Genomic DNA, 14,282 nt, shown 5'->3' on the forward strand with positions numbered 1-14,282 from the left:
CGCGCCAATCACTCACGCACGCATACTGGCGTGCCCGGCGTCTCCGACCAAGTGATTGGCTCGCGGTGAATCTAGGAAGCGGGCCGATGCGGACTGCGTTCGTCGAGCAACGCGATGACCCGAGCGGCGAGTTCGTCGATGTCGGCATTGGTGTTTTCGAGCACCAGGTCCGGGTTTTCGGGTGGTTCGTAGGGTGCGTCGACACCGGTCAGGCCTTTGAGCTCGCCCTTGCGGGCGCGCGCGTAAAGGCCTTTGGGGTCCCGTTTTTCGCACTCGGCCAGTGAGGTGGCGACGTGCACCTCGATGAACGGCAGCTTGGCGGCATCGCTGAGGGCGCGTGCGGTTTCGCGGTCCGATTTGAGCGGTGAAACCAGCGAGGCCAGCGCGACCACACCGGCGTCGGCCAGCAGCCGAGTCAAATGTCCGACCCGCCTGATGTTTTCGGTGCGATCGCCGGGGGAGAAGCCCAAGTCGTCGGACAGCCCATGTCGCAGGTTGTCGCCGTCCAGCAGATAGGCCACCCGGCCGGATTCGACGAGTGCCCGCTCCACCGCCACCGCGATCGTTGACTTGCCGGACGCGGGCAGGCCGGTGAACCAGATCGTCGCTCCCGACTGTCCGGTGGCTTGCCAGCGGTGGCTACGGTCCAGCGCCGAGGGGTGCCAGCGGATGTCGGTGCGCGGATGGGTGCCCGGCTTGACTTCCCGCGCCTCGATGATGGTGCCGGCGCCGACGGTGTCGTTGGTGGTCTCGTCGATCAGGATGAACGCGCCGCTGTCGCGATTGTCGGCGTAGCTGTCGGCGATGACGACCGAGCTGGTCCGCAGCGTCACCGTGCCGATGTCATTGAGCGCCAACTCAATTGGTTGATCCAGCTCGTCGAGGGTCTCGGGATCCAGTCGCGAGTGTAGTTCTTGCACGGTGGTCCGCACGGTCTTGGAGGTTTGTTTGAGGGCCAGCCGGTCGCCCGCCCGCAGCGGGGTGTCGACGAACCAGCACACCGTCGCGTCGAGCTCGCGGGCCAGCACCGGCAGCACGGCGTCGTCGACGCCGCTCACCAGTACGTCACCGCGGCCCACGTCGATGTCGTCGGCCAGCTCGATCGAAACCGACAGCGGCGCAACACCTGTGGTGCGGTCATCGTCAAGGGTGTCCAGCGCGGTCACCGTCGAGCGAGTGCCGGCGGGCAGCGAGACCACCGGATCACCGACGGACAGCGTGCCCGCGGCAAGCCGCCCGGTGTAGCGGCGTCGCACGTCGGTGGTGGGTCGCGAAACCCATTGCACGGGCAGCCGTAGCAATGCCGGCTCGGCGTTCGGCGCAGCAAGTTCGACGCCTTCCAAATACTCCAGCAGGGTGGGTCCGCTGTACCACGGCGTGTTCTCGGAGCGATGCACGACGTTGTCGCCGTGCTTGGCCGCGATCGGAATCACCGTGATCTCCACGTTGCCGAGGCGACCCGCCAGTTGGCGGAGCTCGTCTTCCACGCCTGCGAACCCGGCTTGGTCAAAGTCGATCAGGTCGATCTTGTTGACGGCCGCGACGAAGTGTTTGATGCCCAACAGCTTTGCGATCCGGGCGTGTCGGCGGGTCTGCCGCAGCACCCCGGCGCGCGCGTCGACCAGCAGGATGGCCACGTGCGCGTTGGACGCGCCGGTGAACATGTTGCGGGTGTAGCGCTCGTGGCCGGGGGTGTCGGCCAGGATGTAGCTGCGCGCGGCGGTGGAGAAGAAGCGGTAGGCGACGTCGATCGTGATGCCTTGTTCGCGTTCGGCCCGCAGACCATCCGAGAGTGCGGCGAGGTCGGCGATGCCCTCCTCGTCGGTCACGGCTTCCAGGTGATCCAGCGGCAGGCTGTCGGTGTCGTGCAGCAGCCGCCCGATTAGGGTGCTCTTGCCGTCGTCGACCGAACCCGCGGTGGCGATGCGCAGCAGCTGGCGGGTGATGCCCTTGGGCGGCAGAGTTTTCGCGGTGTTTTGCGTGGCGGTCATCAGAAGTAGCCCTCTCGCTTGCGGTCTTCCATCGCCGCAGCCGACGTGCGGTCATCGGCCCGGGTCTCGCCGCGCTCGGACACTGTCGCGGCGGATATTTCGGTGATCACTCCCGAGATCTCGGTGGCCTGTGAACGGACCGCGCCGGTGATGGTCAGGTCGCCGACGGTGCGGTAGCGCACCCATTCCACGGCCGACGATTCGCCGTTCTGCGGGCTGGTGTACTCCGACACCGCCAGCAGAATGCCGTCGCGGGCGAAGACCTCGCGTTCGTGTGCGAAGTAAATCGACGGTATCTCAAGGTCTTCCAGCTCGATGTAGCGCCAGACGTCGATCTCGGTCCAGTTGCTCAGCGGGAACACCCGCACCTGCTCGCCCTTTTTGATCCGGCCGTTGTAGAGCGCCCAGGGCTCGGGGCGCTGCGCCCGGGGATCCCACTGGCCGAACTCGTCGCGAAAACTCAGGATCCGCTCCTTGGCGCGGGCCCGTTCTTCGTCACGGCGGGCACCGCCGAAGGCCGCGTCGAAGCCTCCGGCCTCCAGCGCGTCGAGCAGCGTGCGGGTCTGTGCCCGGTTGCGCGACGCTCCGGGACCGGGATCGGGAACCCGGCCGTTGTCGATGGATTCCTGCACCGACGCGACGATCAGCTTGTGCCCCTCCCCGGTGACTCTGCGGTCGCGGAACTCGATGACCTCGGGGAAGTTGTGCCCGGTGTCGACGTGCAGCACCGGAAACGGCAGCGGCAGCGGGCGAAATGCCTTCTCCGCCAAACGAAGTAGCACGATCGAGTCTTTGCCGGCCGAGAACAGGAGGACGGGCCGCTCCAGCTCGGCGACGACCTCGCGGATGATGTGTACCGCTTCTGCTTCCAGCAGCCGCAATTCGTCGACACGGGTTTCGGTCGCACTGGTCATGTCGGTAGTCCCTCTCGTTCGGCGTCCACCCGGTATCGGTCTACCCATTCGTCGGACCGCTTGTCGGCTTGACGTTCCAGCACCGGCTCGGGCGCAAGGGCGGGATCGAGACCCAACCCATCGAGGATGGTGCCCACCACTTGAGTCAGATTGCGCCACAACACCGGATAGGGAACTTCCATCGGCTTGACGTCTTCTTCGGCGAACCAATTCCGCCAGCCTTGCTCCTGGCCGCGCAGCATCGTGATGACGTGGGCGATCGCGCCCGCGTGATAGGTGGCACGCGCGTCGCGGACCGGATCGGGCCTGCCGCGCCAGACCCGGGTCTGCACCGCCCGCCAGAACGACACCGCCTGCGACACCACATCGGGCCGGTAGATGTAGACGAGCAGCGGGTCCTCGCCGACGACGTCGCGGATCGCGGACAGCAGGCCGGTGCCCGACCTATCGGGCAGGCCGCTGGCGCGCTCTAACAGCAGCGGCGTCTGGTTCCACATCAGCTTGCCGCCCCAAACGCCGTTTGGCGTTCTTCCGACCGTGCGGATGTAGTCGCGCCAGATCTCGGCCGGCGCCAGGTCGGGTTTCCCTTCGTCCAGCGGATCGAGCAGGCTCAGAATCGACTGGTCCTCGACGCCGGCGAACCACTCGCGCGGCTGGGGGGACTGGCTGGTAGTTGGCAGATACTGAAAGAACTCCTGGGGCTCGCCGGCCACGCCGGTCGCGCGCAGCGATTCGACCAGCAGCGTGCTGCCGCTGCGTTGCGAAGCCAGCACCAAATAGGACGACGGATTTTCTGCCACCAGCAAAGCCTAGCTGCACGAAAATCCGCTGCAACATGGGAATTTCGATTCATGCTGAGCATAAGTAATGCCTTTAGAACGGCGGCGGCTGACTGCGCTCGGCGACGTGCGCGGCGTTAAGCGCTCGCTCGGCATCGATGCGCCGGACGCGATCTTGGTGCCGGGTTCGGCGACGGATCGGCATCATCACGCCGCGATTCCTGGTGGGCTGATATTGGCCTGGGGGAGCGGCCAATTCGGCCGTCGGCAGACACAGCGCGGGAAACAGCAGGCGACTGCCCGGATGGGTGGTGTAGGTCTGCCCGGTCGGCGAGGTCCAGACGACAGTTCCGTCGGGCCGTTGTTCGTCATGCCAACCCGTCCAGAAGGTCTTCAGAAGGTGATGCTTTCGGCATAGGCATTTGAGGTTCGACGGGTGCGTCGGTCCCAGCGGGTAGGGGACCGTGTGGTCGACATCGCAGCATTCCGCGGGGCGGTCGCAACCCGGAAAGCGACAGGACATATCCCGGCACCTGACGAAGCGCTCCAGTGCCGCAGACGGGCGATAGGCCGACTCGGGCGGGGCAGCACCGGGGTGCCGTAACGGCCGGACCTTGGCGCCATCGCGGATCAGCTCGACCAGCCGCGGGGCCGGGACTATGCCGCCGCCGATCACCTGGGCGGCGGGCAGCTTGGCGGGCGCGGGCGGTTCGGGATCTGGAGCCAAAGCCTCGGACAGCGTGGTGTCGGAAGTGAGAGGTCGCGGCGCGGGCTCGCCCGATGTGTAGGGATCGGGCGCACTCCCGAGGGTTCCGCTTTCGGCGATGACGTGGACCACTACTGCGCCGGCTCGCGGGTCGGTGTCGATCGCGGCCGGACAATCTACTGCTCCACATGCACACGCCAGTTGCTCGGCACCGGCGGCGAGTGCACCGAGCGCGTCGGCACGGCGTTGTGCCACGGTACGCGGGTCGCTCTCGCAGACCTGGTGGACCATCTGGGCAAGCCGCCGGTCCAACACGGCTGCGTCAGTGGCGAACATGGAACCCCAAAAGGACGCGGTGCCGGATCGGCCATCGGCAGCCGCGATCACCACGTCGCGTCCGCGCGCGTTGGCCCGTGCGCGGCGCACCGCCGCGGGGTCGTGCCGGTCGACGACGGCGTCGATGGCCTGGGCGGTCTTGGTTACCGACAGTGGGCCGAATTTCGTCGCGTCGTCGGCCAGCGCGGCATCGACGGTCTGCACGGTCTCCGGATCTTTGATGAGGTCGGTGTGCCACACGATCGTCGCGGCCACCCTCGCACTGATAGAGCCCTCGGCGAACAGGGCCGCGACCCTTGGCAGTCGGTCGCGCAACGCTACCGCCAAGTACATCTGGCCCGACGCCATGCCGTGGCTAATACCCTGTGCAGCAGCAACTTCGGCGGCGATCGCGTCCCAGTTGTCGCACCACCAGCTGCCGTGGTCCACGAGGCCGTCGGCCTGGCGGTGCACCAACTCGGCGATGGCCTGCAATCGCCGCGCCGTGGCCGCCGCCTCGGCCCGGGCGAATTCGGCGATTGCTGCCACCACCGCGGCGGCGTCCATACCTTCGAACATGCATTCGATTCTAGGGATGACCGCCGGCACCCGCACTGCCGAACCAAGCCGTTGTGGATAGACGCCCGACTGTGGACAAAGCACGACAAACACTCGACAAAATGCGATTGCCCTTGGAGCAGTGCGCAATTCGCTCAGGATTCTCTGGAGCTGCGCGTCAGCCCATGTCGACCCAGGTGGTCAGGGCCAGAGCCCCAGTGCTGGACACGGCCAATAGGATCACATCGAACGGGCGAAAACGCGGAGGCTCTGCGGCGCCGATCCGCATCTCGCGAGCGAGAAGGAAGAGCGGAACGGTCACACTGATGGCGACGAAGAATCCGCCGGCAATGTAGAGCCAGACGAATCGCACTCCGTACTTTCTGGCTTCGACAACCATGAGGATGACGACGGACACGCTGAGCATCAGCGCGTCGGCGGTGATGTTGCGCGAGGCAGCATTGACCTTGGTGTCGTGCCAGAAGGTGCCGAAGAAAGCGGCGCCGCTGTGGGTGTAAGCGACGGTCTGGCTCCATGTCGCAATGAGCGCCAGGAGCGCGATCAGCGCGTAAACGGCACACAACACTTTGCGAGCAAGGGGCATCGATGCGGGTTGAACCGTGTGGGTCGTTGTCATGGAGACACGCTAGGGGAACGCCAACCCGTGGCTGGGGGGATTGACCCGAAAGCTAGATGTGACCGGGCATCCCGCCCATGTCGCCGGGGATGCCGCCACCCGTCGGTGCCATCGGTGGCGGAGCAATCGGCGCCATGGGAGGCGGCGCAATGGGTGGCGGAGCAATCGGCGCCATGGGAGGCGGGGCGATCGGCGGCGGCGGAGCGACGGGTGGCGTGGGCGGCAGGAACGGGCTGCCCACACACGCCGCATCCGCAGGATTGGACATGCATTGGGGATCGAGTGGCCCGGTGGGTGGTCCGGGAGGTGCGGGCGGCGCCACCCAATACGGACCGCCCTGACACGCGGCGTAGCCGGGATTCTGTAAGCATCGGGGATCATCCGGACCGGTGGGCAGATCGGCGGGGAAGAGGGGCGATGCGTTCGCGGGTACCCCCGCGCGGGCTGTTGCCATAATCGCCACGGCCACAGCCAGTTTCGTACACGTGCTGCGGACACCCGAACGATTCATTTCTCCCCTTGGTACGGCGTGCGGCCCCCCAGCCGGCATTCGCGTTACCGCTCATTGGACCTTCGCATCCCGGAGAGCGCGGGTCAAGCTCCGGCGCCGGTCGGTGATCGGGCTATGCCCGTTCCAACACCCGTAGCCCCAGCGAAAAGAGCAGCCGCACTTCGGGATCCCCCAGTGACGTCGACAGCAGCTTTTCGATTCGGCGCACCCGATAGCGGACCGTGTTCGGATGTACTTGCAGACGCCGGGCGGCGATGCCGACATCGCCGAAGCTGTCCAGGTAGACCCGCAGCGTTTCGGCCAGCACCGGGTCCTGCGCCCGCAGATCGCGTACCCGCGGATCGACCAACCGCTCGTCGGCTCCGACCGTCGTGACGATCTCGTCGAGCAAGACGGTGGTGCGCGCTTCGGCCAGCGAGGTCACCTGACCAATCGAAATCGGGTGTCGCTCAGCACTATCGAGCACGCGGTCGACCTCGCTGCGCGCCGCTGCGATCCCGGCCAGGCCGGCAACCGGCGCCGCGATGGCGGCCCGCAGTTCGACACCGAGCTCGGTGCGCAACGCGCCGATCGTGCCGCGGACCCACGACGTGACCGACCGGGCCGTCGACGTTTGGGGCAACAGCACATACACACGCGAGCCCTGCGACGCGATTTGCGCGTCTCGACGAAAAGCGCTGGCACTCAACGCCAAAACGTCGGTCAGCCGCGCGTGACGCGATCCGGTGCCGGTGGTGTCCCAGGCGATCAGCGCGGCGGTGCCGTCGGCGGCCAGGCCCAGCTCGCGGGCGATCCCCGCCACGTCGGACGGGTCGCCGTCGGTCAGGCCGAGCAACTGCTGCACCCGTCGCGAATGCGTGGACGGCCGGGCCGCCAGCCGAAACATGATGCGGGCGGCCAGCACCGCCGCGCCGTGCAGGATCTCCTCGGCGTCGTCGGCCAGCGGCGCCGATCCCTGTTGCACCCAGATGGTGCCGGCGAACACCGGCGGACGCCGCGGCCCGGCCGGGCGCTGATAGATGCCGATCGCGAGCCGCGGACGCAGACCCAACTCCGGGCGCTCGTCGACGCGGACCACCTCGTCACCAGCCCGCAGCGCATCGAAGATGCCCCATTGGCCGATCCACTCCAGGTGTTCGGGCGGCCCGGCCCGGCCCAGGATGGAAAGCCGGCGCAGCTCGTCGGCCTCGTCGTTGGAGGCAGAGTAGGCGAGCACCTGCGACTGCGCGTTCTCGATGCTGACCATGCCGTGGATGCGGTCGGCCAGCGACTGCGCCAAGCCGAACAGATCGGTGCCGGAGTCTTCCGTCGGATCGGCGCGATCCCCGTGGTGCTCCAGGACGTGGTTGACCAATTGGTACAGCCGCTCCCAGCGGGCTTGTGGCTCGACGGCCACCACCGCCGACCCGACCGCGACGGCCTTGGTCACCAGCGCGGTCGACGGCTCCTTGGCGAAGATCGCCACCGGCGCGCGCTCGCGTGCCTGCTTGTCGATCCAGCGCAGCGCCTCGTCGTCGTTGACCCCCAGCAGGAAGAACACATCGGCGGAGCCCGCGGCCGCGGCCAGGCCCAGCCGGACGTCGTCGGAATCGATCAGCGCCGCCGACCCCACCGGCAGGTCCAGGCCACGCGGGGCGTCGACCAGGCTGACTAGCGTCGCATCCAGCGCGAGCAGCAGCTGACCCAGTCCAACCCCAGGCACCCGCATGTTGTCCGATTTTACTACAACGACTGGCATATCTTGTCTGATCAGCCAATAAGACGAGGCGCCGCGCCGAGGATCCTGAGCAGCATGGATGCGATCACCCAGGTGCCGACACCGGTCAACGAGCCGGTCCACGACTACGCCCCGCACTCGCCCGAACGCGCCCGCCTGCATGTCGAACTCGCCAGGCTGGCCGACCATCAGATCGAACTCCCCCATGTCATCGGCGGTAGACACCGGATGGGCGACGGCGAACGCATCGATGTCGTCGCGCCGCACCGGCACGCCGCGACGCTGGGCACCCTGACCAACGCCGGGCACGCGGACGCGACGGCGGCCATCGAGGCCGCGATGGCCGCGAAGCACGAATGGGCGGCACTGCCTTTCGATGAGCGCGCCGCGGTGTTCCTGCGGGCCGCCGACCTGCTGGCCGGCCCATGGCGGGAGAAGATCGCCGCAGCGACGATGCTCGGCCAGTCCAAGTCCGTCTACCAGGCCGAGATCGATTCCCCCTGCGAGCAGATCGACTTCTGGCGCTTCAACGTTGCCTTCGCGCGTCAGCTCATGGCGCAGCAGCCAGTCAGCGGACCGGGGGAGTGGAACCGCAGCGAGTACCGCCCGCTGGACGGATTCGTCTACGCGATCACGCCTTTCAACTTCACCTCGATCGCGGGCAACCTGCCGACGGCGCCCGCGCTGATGGGCAACACCGTGGTGTGGAAGCCGTCGATCACTCAGACACTATCGGCGTACCTGACCATGCAGCTGCTCGAGGCCGCAGGACTACCGCCCGGGGTGATCAACCTGGTCACCGGCGACGGCTTCGCGGTTTCCGATGTGGCACTGGCCGATCCGCGACTGGCCGGCATTCACTTCACCGGGTCGACGGCCACCTTCCAGCAGCTGTGGCAGCAGGTGGGCACCAATATCAGCCGCTACCAGAGCTATCCGCGACTGGTCGGCGAGACCGGCGGTAAGGACTTCGTGGTCGCGCACGCGTCGGCACGCCCGGATGTGTTGTGCACAGCGCTGATTCGCGGAGCGTTCGACTACCAGGGCCAGAAGTGCTCGGCGGCGTCGCGGGCGTTCATCCCGCATTCGGTATGGCAGCACATGGGCGACGACTTCCTGGGCGCGACGGCCGGACTGAGCTACGGCGACATCACCGATTTGACCAACTACGGCGGCGCGCTGATCGACCGGCGCGCGTTCGACAAGAACGTCGCCGCCATCGAACGGGCCAAAGGTGCGGCCGGTGTCACGATCGCGGTGGGTGGCGAATACGACGACAGCGTCGGCTATTTCGTCCGCCCGACCGTGCTGCTGTCCGACAACCCTACCGACGAAGCGTTTTCCACCGAGTACTTCGGCCCGCTGTTGTCGGTCCATGTCTACCCCGACGATTCCTACGAACGCATCCTCGACGTGATCGACACCGGATCGCGCTACGCGTTGACCGGTGCGGTGATCGCCGACGACCGCCAGGCCGTGCTCACCGCACAGGACCGGTTGCGGTATGCGGCCGGCAACTTCTACGTCAACGACAAGCCCACCGGCGCCGTCGTCGGGCGCCAGCCGTTCGGCGGATCGCGCGGCTCGGGGACCAACGACAAGGCCGGGTCGGTGCTGAATCTGTTGCGCTGGACGTCGGCCCGCACGATCAAGGAGACCTTCGTGCCGGCCACGCAGTACACCTACCCACACATGGGGTCCGACTAATGGCCGGCGTCTTCGCCAACACCCTGCGGCCCGCAATCATGGCCGCCAGCCGGCGTCCGGGCTTGCGGCGTGCCGCCGAAGGGCTGCCGGTCACCCGAAAGGTGGTGCACCGCTTCGTTCCCGGCGAGACGATCGGCTCCGCGCTGAATAGCGTTGCCGCCCTGCGTGCGTCGGGCCGCCTGGTCAGCATCGACTATCTGGGCGAGGACGTCTGTGACGCCGACGGCGCCGATACGGCCGTGCGGATCTACCTCGACCTGATCGAGACGCTGGGCCGGCTCGGCGATCCTGCGGGTGACGGCATCCGGCCGCTGGAGGTCTCGGTCAAGCTGTCGGCGCTCGGGCAGTCGCTGGGGCGCGACGGAGGCAAGATCGCCCGGGAGAACGCCTGGTCGATCTGCGATGCCGCCGGACGGGCGGGTGTGTGGGTGACGGTGGATGCCGAGAACCACACCACGACCGATTCGACGCTGTCCATCGTGCGCGACCTGCGGGCCGAATTTCCTTGGCTGGGCACGGTTTTGCAAGCCTACCTGAGGCGCACGCTGGGCGACTGCCGGGAATTCGCCGCGTCCGGGGCCCGGATCCGGCTCTGCAAGGGCGCCTACGACGAGCCGGCGTCGGTGGCCTATCGCGGTCGAGACGACGTCACCGACTCCTATCTGGCCTGCCTGCGGGTGCTGATGGCCGGCTCGGGGTATCCGATGGTCGCCTCGCACGACCCCGCGGTTATCGAGGCGGTTGCGGCCATGCTCAGCGAATCAGGCCGTGGTACAGACGGATTCGAATACCAGATGCTGTACGGCATCCGCGACGACGAGCAGCGCCGACTGGCCGATGCCGGCAACCACGTCCGGGTATACGTGCCCTTCGGCACGCAGTGGTACGGCTACTTCATGCGCCGGCTCGCCGAACGCCCCGCCAACCTGACGTTTTTCCTGCGGGCGCTGGCCGAACGCGGCCACTGAGTGTCGCCGCGGCGTTGAATGTGCACCCAGGGTGGTGAGTGTGCATCCAGGCCGGCGTCAATGCACACTCGATGCGGTTTGCTTGCCCGACGCGGCTATTGGGCGCGGCGCGGTCGCGGGCGCTCGCTGGCGAACCCGCGCACCACGTGCGCGCAGACGAACTCGGTGACGACGTCGGGATCGTCCATATCCCGGATCGGCGACGGAGTACTGAACAGCGAGAACAGGATCCGGGCGAACCATTCGCCCGCGGCTTCGATGTCCAGGTCCTTGCGGACCTCACCGGTCAGCTTGGCCGCCGACAGATAGGGCGAGAGGAAGTCCACGCATTCACGCAGCAGTACGGCCGCGTCCTTGGTCAGCAGCAGGCTGATCGCGTCTTCGTCGAAGTACTCCTCGGAGGCCATGACCCGTCGTGCCTGCGTCACGAATACCGCGGCCGAACAAAGCTTGTCCTCGAGCGTGCCGGCCCCGTCCATCGCCATGGACATCTCGCGATAGAACCACTCCGACGCATGCTCGGCGCACGCCTCGATGATCGCGGCCTTGTCGCTGAAGTATTCGTAGATGGTGCTGCGGGACACCCCGGCCCGCTTGGCGATGTCGACGATCGTCGCCTTCTGCAGGCCCTGCTTGCCGAAACACCAAAACGCGGACTCGACGATGAGCTCGCGGGTATCGGCCGCCTGGGCCAACTCGGAAGCCGTCATTTGCCCTCCCCTCTACGACGCGCTTACCCGGCCGGCGCGAGAATCAAGCCACTCGTCGGCACCCCGGTGCCGGAGGTGACCAATACGTGTTCGACGTTGTCGACCTGGTTGTACGACGTGCCGCGGACTTGGCGCACGCCCTCGGTGATGCCGTTCATCCCGTGGATGTAGGCCTCGCCGAGCAGCCCACCGTTGGTGTTGATCGGGAATTCCCCGCCCAGCGACAGCCGCTCCACGGTGGCGAAGTCTTTGGCTTCGCCACGTCCGCAGAAGCCGAGCTCTTCGAGCTGAGTGAACACGAACGGCGTGAAATGGTCGTAGATGAACGCGGTTTGGATGTCCTGGGGTTTCAGGCCCGAGTCACGCCACAGCCGGTCGGCGACCACGCCCATCTCCGGGAGCCCGGTGATGTCGTCGCGGTAGTAACTGGTCATCATTTCCCCGTTGGCCGCCGCACCCTGCGCGGCGGCGGTGATGATCGCCGGCGGTTGCTTCAGGTCGCGGGCGCGTTCGGCACTGGTCACCACCAGCGCGACACCGCCGTCGCTCTCCTGGCAGCAATCCAGCAGTCGCAGAACGGGTTCGACGATCCAGCGCGATTTCTGGTGGTCTTCCAGTGTGATCGGGCGCTGATAGAACCACGCGTCGGGGTTCGTCGCGGCGTGCTTGCGGTCGACGACGGCGACGCGGCCGAAATCCTCGTTGGTGACCCCATAGGTGGACATGTAGCGCTGAGCGTGCATCGCGACCCACGCTGCGGGAGTGAGCAATCCGAATGGCGCGTAGTGCGCCATGAACAGCGGGGTCTCCCCCATGCTGCGTCCGCTGCCGCCGAACCGGAATCCCGAGCGTTCGTTGAAGGCTCGCCAGCACACCACCACATCGGCGACACCGGTTGCGACGGCCATCGCCGCATGCACGACAGTGCCGGACGCCGCGCCGCCGCCGTGATGCACGCGGGAAAAGAAGCTGAGGTCGCCGATGCCCACATTTCGGGCGATGTCGATCTCGTCGCTGGAGTCCATCGAGAAGGTGACCATGCCGTCGACGTCGCCGGGCGCCAGGCCCGCATCGTCGAGCGCGGCGCTGACCGCTTCGCACGCCAATTGCAGTTCGCTGCGCCCGGATTCCTTGGAGAACTCGGTCTGGCCGATCCCGACGATCGCAGCAGCGCCGGGCAGGAAAGAACTGCGACTCATGCGCCGGCCCCGTCGAGCAGACTGAGGATCGCGGTGCCCGAGACATGGTCGCCGAGGCTGTTGGAGCCCCTGAAGGTGACCTCGACGAAGTTCTCGCTGCCCGTCCCTTCGGTCTTGCCGGTCACGCTGCCGGTGAAGCGCAGCGGGTCGTCGGGGAAGCACGGCACGCCCAGGCGAATCGACAGATTCTTGACCATCGCTTCGGGGCCGGCCCAGTCGGTGAGGAAGCGCACGCAATACCCATTGGTGGTCAGGATGTTCATGAACAGATTGGGCGAGCCCTGCTTCTTGGCGTATTCGACATCGTGGTGCACCGGCATGAAGTCACGCGAGGCGATCGCGCCGGCCACGATCATCGTTGTGGTGATTGGGATTTCGAGCGGGCTGACCTCGTCGCCGACGGTGATGTCGGCCCACTTCAAGGTGGTGGTGCGATTTGCGGTCGTCGTCATCGGTTTCCTTCTCAGTAGGTGCTGCCGATACCGGCCAGCTGCGCGGGGGCGGAGCCAAGAGTGAGCTCGTTGTGCTTGGCCCAGAGGAAATAGCGGTGCAGGGGATAGGTGATGTCGATCCCGATGCCGCCGTGAACGTGCTGCGTGGTGGACGCGACGCGAGCACCGGCGTCGGCTGCCCAGAACTTCGCGATGCGCGCTGCCCGCTCGGCGGGGCGTCCGTTGGCGATCAGCCAGGCCGCGTGCCAGGTGGTCCAACGCATCGCTTCGACATCGATGAAGGCGTCGGCCAGCCGCTGCTGCACGGCCTGGAAGCTGCCGATCGGTCGTCCGAATTGCTCACGCCCGCTGGTGTATTCCGCGGCGATGTGTAAGGCCCGATCCGCGACGCCGAGCTGAATCGCGCACAGCCCGACCAAGGCCCGGGTGTAGAGCGATTCGATTGGGCCGTCGAGCCGGTCGATCGCGGAAACGGTTGCCCCGTCAAGGAATACATCCGCATGCGGTTCGCGGCTGGTCGTCGCTACCGGCCGGATCTCGACGCCGGGGGCATCGCAGGGCAGCAGGAACAGGCTCACCTGCCCGTCGTCGGTGGTGGCGGGCACCAGCACGGTGTCGGCGAGCTGGGCGGCCGGCACCAGCTCTTTGACCCCGCCCAGCCGCCAGTTCTGGCCGTCGCGAACGGCTTTGGTGGCCGGTCTCATCGGGTCCGAGCGGCCAGGTTCTTGCAGCCCGGCGGTCAAGATGCGAGTTCCGGAGATGACGCCGGGCAGGAACCGTTGTTGTTGCTCCGGATTCCCGTGCCGGGCGATCGGGTCCGCGCCCAGCACCAAGGTCGCGTAGGCCGGCACCGGGGCCACGCTCCAGCCCACCTCGGCCAGCAACACGCCGAGTTCCACGAAGCCGTCGCCGGCAGCGCAGGAGCCGCCCAGCGATTCCGGCAATCCGGTGCCCAGCAGGTCGACGGCCGCGAGCTCTTTCCAGAGTGCGGCGTCGTAGCGGGTCGCGCCGGCTTCGAGTTCCGTGAGTCGCTCGGGGGTGGCGCGGCGCTCGAACACCTCGCGGGCCAACTTGCCGATGGTCTCTTGTTCTTCGGTGAAGGTGAAGTCCATGAGGTA

At 67.0% G+C, this 14,282-nt stretch carries 13 protein-coding genes; 2 read left to right on the forward strand and 11 right to left on the reverse strand.

Annotation, left to right across the window (positions count from 1 at the left end; all coding sequences use genetic code 11):
- Positions 1-71: 71 nt before the first annotated feature.
- From cysC to LMQ14_RS06710, 7 genes are all read right to left on the reverse strand, one after another.
- On the reverse strand, positions 72-1,991 hold the full coding sequence (gene cysC / locus LMQ14_RS06680) for an adenylyl-sulfate kinase (protein ID WP_267733995.1): 1,920 nt from the start codon (positions 1,989-1,991) through the stop codon (positions 72-74).
- Positions 1,991-2,905, reverse strand: a complete 915-nt coding sequence (gene cysD / locus LMQ14_RS06685; RefSeq protein WP_267733996.1) for a sulfate adenylyltransferase subunit CysD — start codon at positions 2,903-2,905, stop codon at positions 1,991-1,993. Before cysD ends, cysC begins: the two co-directional genes overlap by 1 nt.
- Positions 2,902-3,705, reverse strand: a complete 804-nt coding sequence (gene stf0 / locus LMQ14_RS06690) for a trehalose 2-sulfotransferase (protein WP_267733997.1) — start codon at positions 3,703-3,705, stop codon at positions 2,902-2,904. Before stf0 ends, cysD begins: the two co-directional genes overlap by 4 nt.
- A gap of 73 nt (positions 3,706-3,778) precedes the next feature.
- Complete coding sequence (locus LMQ14_RS06695) at positions 3,779-5,284, reverse strand: HNH endonuclease signature motif containing protein (protein WP_267733998.1); 1,506 nt, start codon at positions 5,282-5,284, stop codon at positions 3,779-3,781.
- A 157-nt stretch (positions 5,285-5,441) separates the two neighbouring features.
- Positions 5,442-5,900 (reverse strand): DUF2834 domain-containing protein, encoded by a 459-nt coding sequence (locus LMQ14_RS06700; protein ID WP_267733999.1) that lies wholly within the window; start codon positions 5,898-5,900, stop codon positions 5,442-5,444.
- 52 nt (positions 5,901-5,952) lie between these two features.
- On the reverse strand, positions 5,953-6,369 hold the full coding sequence (locus LMQ14_RS06705; protein WP_267734000.1) for a hypothetical protein: 417 nt from the start codon (positions 6,367-6,369) through the stop codon (positions 5,953-5,955).
- A 154-nt stretch (positions 6,370-6,523) separates the two neighbouring features.
- Positions 6,524-8,119, reverse strand: coding sequence for a PucR family transcriptional regulator (locus tag LMQ14_RS06710; protein ID WP_267734001.1), 1,596 nt, complete (start codon positions 8,117-8,119; stop codon positions 6,524-6,526).
- Positions 8,120-8,203: 84 nt separating this feature from the next.
- On the opposite strand from LMQ14_RS06710, the gene pruA reads away from it, so the two are divergent.
- Together pruA and LMQ14_RS06720 are read left to right on the forward strand one after the other, a co-directional pair.
- Positions 8,204-9,835, forward strand: coding sequence for an L-glutamate gamma-semialdehyde dehydrogenase (gene pruA, locus LMQ14_RS06715; protein WP_267734002.1), 1,632 nt, complete (start codon positions 8,204-8,206; stop codon positions 9,833-9,835).
- Positions 9,835-10,803 (forward strand): proline dehydrogenase family protein, encoded by a 969-nt coding sequence (locus LMQ14_RS06720; protein ID WP_267734003.1) that lies wholly within the window; start codon positions 9,835-9,837, stop codon positions 10,801-10,803. Before pruA ends, LMQ14_RS06720 begins: the two co-directional genes overlap by 1 nt.
- Before the next feature lie 95 nt (positions 10,804-10,898).
- Here LMQ14_RS06720 and LMQ14_RS06725 read toward each other — a convergent pair whose 3' ends face one another.
- Genes LMQ14_RS06725 through LMQ14_RS06740 form a run of 4 tightly spaced genes read right to left on the reverse strand, consistent with a single transcriptional unit; the run spans position 10,899 to position 14,276 of the window.
- On the reverse strand, positions 10,899-11,513 hold the full coding sequence (locus LMQ14_RS06725) for a TetR/AcrR family transcriptional regulator (protein ID WP_267734004.1): 615 nt from the start codon (positions 11,511-11,513) through the stop codon (positions 10,899-10,901).
- Positions 11,514-11,536: 23 nt separating this feature from the next.
- Positions 11,537-12,712, reverse strand: a complete 1,176-nt coding sequence (locus LMQ14_RS06730; protein WP_267734005.1) for a lipid-transfer protein — start codon at positions 12,710-12,712, stop codon at positions 11,537-11,539.
- Complete coding sequence (locus LMQ14_RS06735) at positions 12,709-13,164, reverse strand: MaoC family dehydratase (RefSeq protein WP_267734006.1); 456 nt, start codon at positions 13,162-13,164, stop codon at positions 12,709-12,711. Before LMQ14_RS06735 ends, LMQ14_RS06730 begins: the two co-directional genes overlap by 4 nt.
- An 11-nt stretch (positions 13,165-13,175) precedes the next feature.
- Positions 13,176-14,276, reverse strand: coding sequence for an acyl-CoA dehydrogenase family protein (locus LMQ14_RS06740; protein ID WP_267734007.1), 1,101 nt, complete (start codon positions 14,274-14,276; stop codon positions 13,176-13,178).
- Between the last annotated feature and the right edge of the window lie 6 nt (positions 14,277-14,282).

The sequence above is a fragment of the Mycobacterium sp. Aquia_213 genome, assembly GCF_026625985.1.
Classification (GTDB): domain Bacteria; phylum Actinomycetota; class Actinomycetes; order Mycobacteriales; family Mycobacteriaceae; genus Mycobacterium.

Excerpts from the sequence above, each read along its gene's own strand:
- LMQ14_RS06710 (WP_267734001.1), bottom strand. The coding sequence starts at position 8,119 with ATGCGGGTGCCTGGGGTTGGACTGGGTCAGCTGCTGCTCGCGCTGGAT.
- cysC (WP_267733995.1), bottom strand. The coding sequence starts at position 1,991 with ATGACCGCCACGCAAAACACCGCGAAAACTCTGCCGCCCAAGGGCATC.
- LMQ14_RS06735 (WP_267734006.1), bottom strand. The coding sequence starts at position 13,164 with ATGACGACGACCGCAAATCGCACCACCACCTTGAAGTGGGCCGACATC.
- pruA (WP_267734002.1), top strand. The coding sequence starts at position 8,204 with ATGGATGCGATCACCCAGGTGCCGACACCGGTCAACGAGCCGGTCCAC.
- LMQ14_RS06740 (WP_267734007.1), bottom strand. The coding sequence starts at position 14,276 with ATGGACTTCACCTTCACCGAAGAACAAGAGACCATCGGCAAGTTGGCC.
- LMQ14_RS06730 (WP_267734005.1), bottom strand. The coding sequence starts at position 12,712 with ATGAGTCGCAGTTCTTTCCTGCCCGGCGCTGCTGCGATCGTCGGGATC.
- LMQ14_RS06725 (WP_267734004.1), bottom strand. The coding sequence starts at position 11,513 with ATGACGGCTTCCGAGTTGGCCCAGGCGGCCGATACCCGCGAGCTCATC.
- LMQ14_RS06720 (WP_267734003.1), top strand. The coding sequence starts at position 9,835 with ATGGCCGGCGTCTTCGCCAACACCCTGCGGCCCGCAATCATGGCCGCC.
- LMQ14_RS06695 (WP_267733998.1), bottom strand. The coding sequence starts at position 5,284 with ATGTTCGAAGGTATGGACGCCGCCGCGGTGGTGGCAGCAATCGCCGAA.
- cysD (WP_267733996.1), bottom strand. The coding sequence starts at position 2,905 with ATGACCAGTGCGACCGAAACCCGTGTCGACGAATTGCGGCTGCTGGAA.
- LMQ14_RS06700 (WP_267733999.1), bottom strand. The coding sequence starts at position 5,900 with ATGACAACGACCCACACGGTTCAACCCGCATCGATGCCCCTTGCTCGC.